Consider the following 7,928-nt stretch of genomic DNA (forward strand, 5'->3'; position numbering starts at 1 on the left):
TCAGCGCCGTGGCAGTTGTTCCAGCGCCGCCCTGACCACGTCCAGCACGCCGTCCTGCTGTTGCATCAAGTAGAAATGCCCGCCGGGAAAGCCGCGGTGAACGAACCCGGCCGTGGTTTCATCGGCCCACGCCAACGCATCGCCCAAGTCCAGCCCGTGAAACTCGTCGCCGGTCAGGGCGGTGATCGGTACCGACACTGGCAAGCGTTGCGGATCGGGCACATACGTCTCGATGGCCTGGTAGTCGCTGCGGGTCACTGGCAGTACCAGTTCCATCAGTTCAGGTGAGTGCGCCATGGCGTCTTGCGTGCCGCCCAGGCGCAACATTTCGTCCATCAAGCGTTGGTCGCTCGCCAGGTGAAACGCCTCGGCCTTGCGCCGGCTGGGCGCTTCGCAGGCGGACAGCAACAGGTGCTGCGCCAGCGGCAAGCCGCGCTGTTGCAAGGCGCGATGCAGTTCGTACGCCAGTGCCGAACCCATGCTGTGGCCGAACAACAGGTACGGTTGCTGCAACAGATGAGGCGTTCGTTGCAGGGCATCGGCAATGGCTGTAACCAGCAGCGTCAGGTCACTGATCAGAGGGGCGTCGATGCGTTCTTCACGGCCAGGGTATTGCACCGCGATCAGCTCGACATGGGCGGGCAACGCCGCACCCCAGTGTCGAAAAAAGCTGGCCGAACCCCCGGCATGGGGCAGGCAGATCACCCGTTGCGTGGCGTGTGGGCGGGGCTGCCAGGTCTTGAACCAGTCCGCTGCAATGCTGCCCTGGCGCGTGTCCGCAGGCCCAGGCGTGCTGCCTGCCAGGCACGCCAGAACTTGCTCCCGGTTGCGTTTGAGCTGCTCGCGCAACGCATCGGTCAGCGCGCCTTGCGGGGCACGAAAGCGCAACTGGCCGTCCTGATTCCACAGGTCCACGCCCAGGCTGCGGGCGTTGGCGAGGATTGCAGCGATGCTGTCGTCGGCCGGAAAGGATGGGGTGGCAGTATTCACAGGATGCCCTCTTCGTAGAGCGCCTGTTCAACGGGCGCAGGACGCAATGGATGGGATCGCCCGCAGGCTTGGATATGAGCGGCCAGCGCGGCCACTGTGGGTGCCTGGGCGTAGAGTGTGCGCAACGTCACCGCCTGGGCGCCAAGACGCTCCTGGAGCAGGGTGACGATGCGGGTGGCACTGAGGCTGTCGCCGCCAATGGCGAAGAAATCGTCATGGCGTGACACGGCCGGGCGTTGCAGCACCGCGCGCCACACTGCAGCGATTTCGCTTTCCAGACCTGCCAGTGGCGCTTGATGAGCGCTGGCTTGCGGGTGCACATCAGCGAGCTGCGCGAGCACCGTCGCACGGTCTACCTTGCCGTTGGCACTGAGCGGCAGTTGCGCCAGTAACAGCAGGTGTGCAGGCACCATGTAGTCCGGCAGCACTTCGCCCAGGCGCTGCTTGAAGGCGCCGATACACGGTGCCGGATCGGCTGGCACAACGGCCATGACCAGCGCCGCTGCCAGCGTTGCCGGCGAGCCGGTGGTCACCGCAATCGCGTGGTCGACACCCGGCAGAGCGGCGAGGGCGGTTTCGATTTCGCCCAGTTCGATGCGGTGGCCACGCACCTTGACCTGATGGTCGAGCCGACCCAGAAATTCCAGGTTGCCGTCCGGCCAGTAGCGCCCGCGATCCCCGGTGCGGTACCAGCGCTGGCCATCGTGCTCGACGAAGCGCTGGGCGGTGAGCTCCGGCGCGCCGCGATAACCGTCGGCCACCCCCACACCGCCAATCCACAGCTCGCCCGCCACCCAGTCCGGGCAGTCGCGGCCTTGATCGTCGACCACGCGGTAGTGCTGGTTGCCCAGCGGTTTGCCATAGGGGATCGAGGTCCAGTGCGCAGGTAACTGGGCGGGTACGTCGAAGACGTTGGACCAGATCGACGCCTCGGTGGCACCGCCCATGGCGATCATCCGCGCCTGGCCGTTGGTGCATTGCTGCAAGCGAGCCGGTAGATCGAGGCCGATCCAGTCGCCCGACAGCATCACGTTGCGCAGCGGCAACACCGCCTGCTCGTGCCGCGCGACCACCAACAGCATGTCCAGCAGCACTGGCACCGAGTTCCACAGGTTGACCTGATGAGCCTGGATCAACGCCAGCCAGCTGGCAGCATCGCGTTGCTGCTCTTCGCTGATCAGCACCAGCGAACCACCGGCGCCCAGCAGGCCGAAGAGGTCATACACCGACAGGTCGAAATCCAGTGCCGAGACGGCCAGGCCACGGCTTGACTGATCGATGCCGTAGCGACGGTTGAGATCATCGAGGGTATTGGCGGCCGCGTGGTGCGCGATCTGCACGCCCTTGGGTTCACCGGTCGAGCCTGAAGTGAAGATCACGTAGGCCGGCCCCGCTGGATCGACGTCCAGCGCTGGTGCCAGCGGGGTAAACTCTTGCGCCTGTTCCACCGCAATCAATGTCACCTGATCATCGGCGAGCAGCTCGGGGCAGTGGTCAGCGCTGCACAGCACATGGCCAATGCCCGCTGTGCGGTGAATCTTCGCCCGGCGGCTGGCCGGCTGCTTGATGCCAATGGGCACATAGCAGGCGCCTGCGGCCAGCACGCCGAGGACCGCGATGATCTGCTGACGCCCGCGCGGCAGGCTGACGGCAACCGGCATCTGCGCCTGTACGCCCGATTCGATCAGGCAGGCGGCGACGGCGAGGGCGCGTTGAGTCAGTTCGGCGAAGCTCAGCGCGCCTGCATCATCGATCAGCGCGGTGCGTTCGGGGGCGTGCAGGGCGCGGGCGAAGACATCGGTATGCAGGCCGCGCAAGCGACGTGGGCGTTCAGTGGCGTTGGCTTTCAGCCGCGCCTCGAGGTCGCGGGGCGGCAGGGCCAGTGAGGTCGGTGCGCTCCAATCGTGTTCCACCAACCCCTCCAGCCGCGCCACGAATGCGGCGAACATGCTGTCGATCAGCCCCTCGGGGAACAGCGCCTCGACCACGTCCCAGGAAAACAGCAGCTCGCCATGGTGCTCGTACATTTGATGATCGAGCCAGACTTGCGGCGTCTGTGAGAGGCCACCGTCGGCCAGGTCCGGGAAACCGTCTGGCAGTGCCTGATCGAACAGGCTGTCGGAGATCCCCAGGGTGCTGGTGAACACCACCGGCAGTGCGGCGCCGCTCGACCCCAGACGCCGGGCACGCTCGCGCTGCACCCAGATCGAGGACACTTCGCGGTGGTCCAGCGCGTCGGCGATCTCCTGCTGCATTGCCTGGGCCTGCTGCAACAGGCTGGCACCGTTTTGCGGGTCATAGGCCACCGGCGCCAGCGAGGTGAAGTCGCCCAGCACACGATGGATGTCCGGATGCACATCCTGGCGGTCGAACAAGGTCATGTTCAGGGTGTGGGCAGTGCCACCGCTCCATTGGCTCAAGACCTGGGCGTAGGCCACCAGTACCAGTACGCTCGGTGTGACCGCGTGTTGGCGGGCCAGGCTGCGCAGCTGTTGCCAGGTCGCTTGATCGAGCCGCCCCGAACGGCGGGTGAACTGCACGTCGGTGAGGGTCTGCGGATCACAGGCCAGAGGCAGGGCGGCAGCGGCGGGCAAGTGCTCGAGTTTCGCTCGCCACCAGGCTTGCGCCCGGCGCAGGGCCACGGGGTCGGGACGTACCTGCTCGACGTAGTCCCGAAAGCCGATGCCGATGTCGGGCAGCGCCTGGCCCGGCCGAGCGAACACCGTCGCCAGTTCATTGAGCAGCAGCTTGATGCTGTAGCCGTCCAGCGCCATGTAGTTGAGGAAAATGCCCAACCGCCAGCGTGCCTGACCATAACGCACGGCGCGCAGGGCGAACAGTGGCCAGTGCCCCAGCTTCACCGGCTGACCGTGCCAGGCCTGATGCAAGCGAGCGCGGGCCTGGGCAAGATCCGTGGCCGCGTGGCTGTCGATGTCGATGCGCACTGGCGGCACCTGGGCCAGCACCCGTTGCGTGCGGTCGGCGTCGAACACCACGCGCAGCATGTCGTGACGTTGCACCAGATGATTCCACGCCTGTTCGAGGCGCGGCAGATCGACCTGCTCACCGTCCAGCTCCAGCAGATAATGACTGCCGCAGCTCAACGGCAGGTCGCCGTGTTGACCCATCCAGTACGCCCGTTGCACTTCGGTGAGCGGGAACGGCGCATGGCGCGCCTCGATGTTGGCCGTGAGCCGGCGGGGCGTGTCGCTCAGCGTTTGCGCGCCTAGCCGCGCAGCGAAGTCAGCCAGTTGCGGGTTGGCGAACAACTGACGCAAGCCTTGCTCGCTGCCAAGTCCTGATTGCTTGAGGCGGGCGATGACCTGAGTGCCCGAAAGACTGTCACCACCCAGGGCGAAGAAGCTGTCGCGGCGACCCACGCGAGGTTGTTGCAACACCTCTTCCCAGACTGCCGCGACCTGTCGCTCACGGGCATCCTGCGGCGCCTCGAAGGCATCGCTCGCAGGTTGCGCCAGCTGCGCGAGGCTGGCCAGCACCCGCTTGCGATCCACCTTGCCATTGGCGCTTAGCGGCAGCTCATCGAGCAGCACCAGGGCGCTGGGCACCATGTAATCGGGCAGCGCTGCGCTCAATTGCTGGGTGAGCTGCCGAAGGTAGGTGCGTTCGTCGAGCGGCCGACGCTCGACCACCAGCGCCGCGGCCAGGGACGCCGGTGAGCCGGTGGTCACGGCGATGGCATGATCGACTCCAGGCAATGCGCTGAGGGCGGTCTCGATCTCACCCAGTTCGATGCGGTGGCCACGCACCTTGACCTGATGATCGAGGCGGCCGAGAAATTCCAGATTGCCATCGGGCCAGTAGCGCCCGCGATCACCGGTGCGGTACCAGCGTTTGCCATTGTGCGCGACGAAACGCTGCGCGGTCAGTTCCGGGGCGCCGCGATAACCGTCGGCCACGCCCACGCCGCCAATCCACAGCTCGCCCGCCACCCAGTCCGGGCAGTCGCGGCCCAGTTCGTCAACCACGCGGTAGTGTTGGTTGCTCAACGGTTTTCCGTACGGGATCGAGGTCCAATGGGCAGGCAACTGGGCGGGCACGTCGAAGACGTTGGACCAGATCGAGGCCTCGGTGGCGCCGCCCATGGCGATCATCCGCGCCTGACCTTGGGTGCAGAGCTGCAAGCGAGCTGGTAGATCGAGGCCGATCCAGTCGCCCGACAGCATCACGTTGCGCAGCGGCAACACCGCCTGCTCGTGCCGCGCGACCACCAACAGCATGTCCAGCAGCACCGGCACCGAGTTCCACAGGTTGACCTGGTAGCGCTGGATCAATCCCAGCCAGCTCGCGGCATCGCGGTGCTGCTGCTCATTGAGTAGCACCAGCGAGCCACCGGCCCCCAAAAGGCCGAACAGGTCGTACACGGAAAGATCGAAGTCCAGTGCCGAGACGGCCAGGCCACGGCTTGACCGATCGATGCCGTAGCGGCTGTTCAGATCGTCGATGGTATTGGCTGCGGCATGGTGCGCGATCTGCACGCCCTTGGGCTCACCGGTCGAGCCTGAGGTGAAGATCACATAGGCGGCAGCGGTGTGGGGCACATCCACCGTGCCTGGCAATGGCGTGAAGGTCAGCGCCTGCTCGACTGGAATCAGTGCCACTGCGTCGCCCGCTTCCAGCTCGGGGCGCTGCTCGATGCTGCACAGCACATGACCGATGCCCGCTGTCCGGTGGATCTTCGCCCGTCGGCTGGCCGGTTGCTTGATGCCAACGGGCACATAGCAGGCGCCTGCGGCCAGTACGCCGAGCACCGCGATGACCTGCAGGCGACCCCGAGGCAGGCTCACCGCGACCGGCATTTGTGCCTGCACACCCGCATCGATCAGGCAGGCGGCCACGGCCAGCGCGGCCTGTCGCAATTGGCCGAACGTCATCACTCCCGCCTCGTCGATCAGCGCCGGGCGCTGCGGGTGGGCCATGGCTTGGGCGAAGGTGTCGGCGTGCAAGGTGCGCAGGCGACGTGGGTCTTCGCTGGCGTTGACCCGTTGACGCATCTGGCGCTGACTCTGGGGCAGCGCCAGGTTCAACGGCTGTTCCCAGGTGGCGTGCTGAAGCTGTGCCAGTAGCGCCTGATAAGCGCCGAACATGTCGTCCAGCAGACCGGCGGGGAACAATGCATCGACAGCGTCCCAGGTGAGCACCAGCGCGCCGTTGTACTCGTAGACCTGATGATCGAGCCAGACTTGCGGTGTTTCGGACATGCCCGCTGCCACCATCTCCGGGAAACCGGGTGCCGGACGTTCGAACAGGCCGCCACCGAGCCCCAGCGTGCTGGTGAAGACGATGGGCAGGGCGGCGCTGGCCCGATCGCCGATACGGCTGCGTTCGCGCTGAATCCAGATCGAGGAGACCTCGCGGTGCTCCAGTGCGTCAACGATGCCTTGTTGCAGTGCCCGGGCATGCGCCAGCAGCCCCGCATCCTTATGTGGATGAAACGCCACCGGCGCCAGCGAGGTGAAGTCACCGAGCACCTGATGAATGTCAGGGTGCACCTCCTGACGGTCGAACAGGGTCAGGTTCAGCGTGTGCGACGTGCCGCCGCTCCAGCGGCTGAGCGTCTGCGCATAGGCGGTGAGCAACAGCACCGACGGCGTGATGTCGTGCTGCCGCGCCCGATTGCACAGGGCCTGCCAGTCTGCGGCAGGCAGTACCACCTGGCGCCGGCGAAAGTGCACGGTGCTCAGGCTTTGCGGGTCGCAGGCCAGTGGCAGCGCTGCGGCGCAGGGCAGATCATCCAGGCGGGCGCGCCAGTACTCCTCGGCGCGCTTGACCGCGCTGGCCGAGGGCCTCACCTGATTGACGTAGTCACGGAAGGTCAAGCCCGGCGCTTCTGTGGTTGCCTGCGGGTCGGCATACAATCGCGCCAGCTGCTCCAGTACGCGCTTGATGCTGAACCCGTCGAGGGTCATGTAGTTGAAGATGATCGCCAGCCGACAGCGCCGGTCGCCGTAAAGGAAGGCGTGCAGGCGGTGCATTGGCGCGGCTTGGCAGCAAGCCTGTTGCCAAGCCTGGTTCACCTGCGCCGCCAGTTGTCCTGCATCGGCGGCACCGAGCTGTTGCAGCTCGATGGAGGCGGCAGGCACGTGCGGCAGGATTCGCTGTTGACCGTCTTCGTCGATCACCGCCCGCAGCATGTCGTGTTGCAGCAGCAAGCGGTTCCATGCCTGCTCGATGCGCGATAGATCGACATCCTGGCCGTCGAGCTCCACCAGATACCGGGTGCCGCAGTTGAGCGGCAGACCGCTGCTCTGGCCCATCCAGTAAGCGCGCTGTACTTCGGTCAGCGGGAAGGGCGCATGGCGCTGGGCCGGTTCGGCCAGTACCGGTGCCACGGACTCGCCCGCCTGTATCGGCTGCAACTGCGCAGCGAAATCAGCGAGTCTGGGCTGAGCGAACAGCACGCGCAGGCCGTGCGCCGTGCCCCATCCAAGCCGTTTGAGTTGGCTGATGACTTGCGTTGCCAGCAGGCTATCGCCACCCAAGGCGAAGAAGCTCTGCTGACGGCTGATGTCGTTGCGCTGCAGGATCTGCTGCCAGACCTCGGCGACCCGCCGCTCCCGCTCACCCTGGGGTGGCTCATGGTCAACGGTGACCTGCGTGGTTTGCGCCTGGAGGCTTTGTAGCACTTGCTTGCGGTCAACCTTGCCGTTGCCGCTCAACGGCAGCGTGCTCAACAGGCTCAGGCACGACGGCACCATGTACTCCGGCAGCCGGGCAGACAACTGCAGTTTGACCTCAGCGATCCAGGCCGCTTGATTCTCCGGCAGGCGAGGCACCACCAGTGCGGCGGCCAGGGTGAGCGGTGAGCCGGTGGTCACCGCGATGGCGTGGTCGACACCCGGCAGGGCGGCGAGGGCGGTTTCGATTTCGCCCAGTTCGATGCGGTGGCCACGCACCTTGACCTGATGGTCGAGCCGACC

At 66.1% G+C, this 7,928-nt stretch carries 2 protein-coding genes; both read right to left on the reverse strand.

The features are described 5' to 3' along the window. Positions 1–990, reverse strand: a complete 990-nt coding sequence (locus H618_RS0118430) for an alpha/beta fold hydrolase (RefSeq protein ID WP_050577350.1) — start codon at positions 988–990, stop codon at positions 1–3. After that, positions 987–7,928, reverse strand: a 6,942-nt coding sequence (locus H618_RS21885; RefSeq protein WP_050577351.1) for a non-ribosomal peptide synthetase, incomplete at its 5' end; no start/stop codon positions are given. The genes H618_RS0118430 and H618_RS21885, both read right to left, overlap by 4 nt.

It is taken from the genome of Pseudomonas cremoricolorata DSM 17059 = NBRC 16634 (assembly GCF_000425745.1).
Lineage (GTDB): Bacteria > Pseudomonadota > Gammaproteobacteria > Pseudomonadales > Pseudomonadaceae > Aquipseudomonas > Aquipseudomonas cremoricolorata.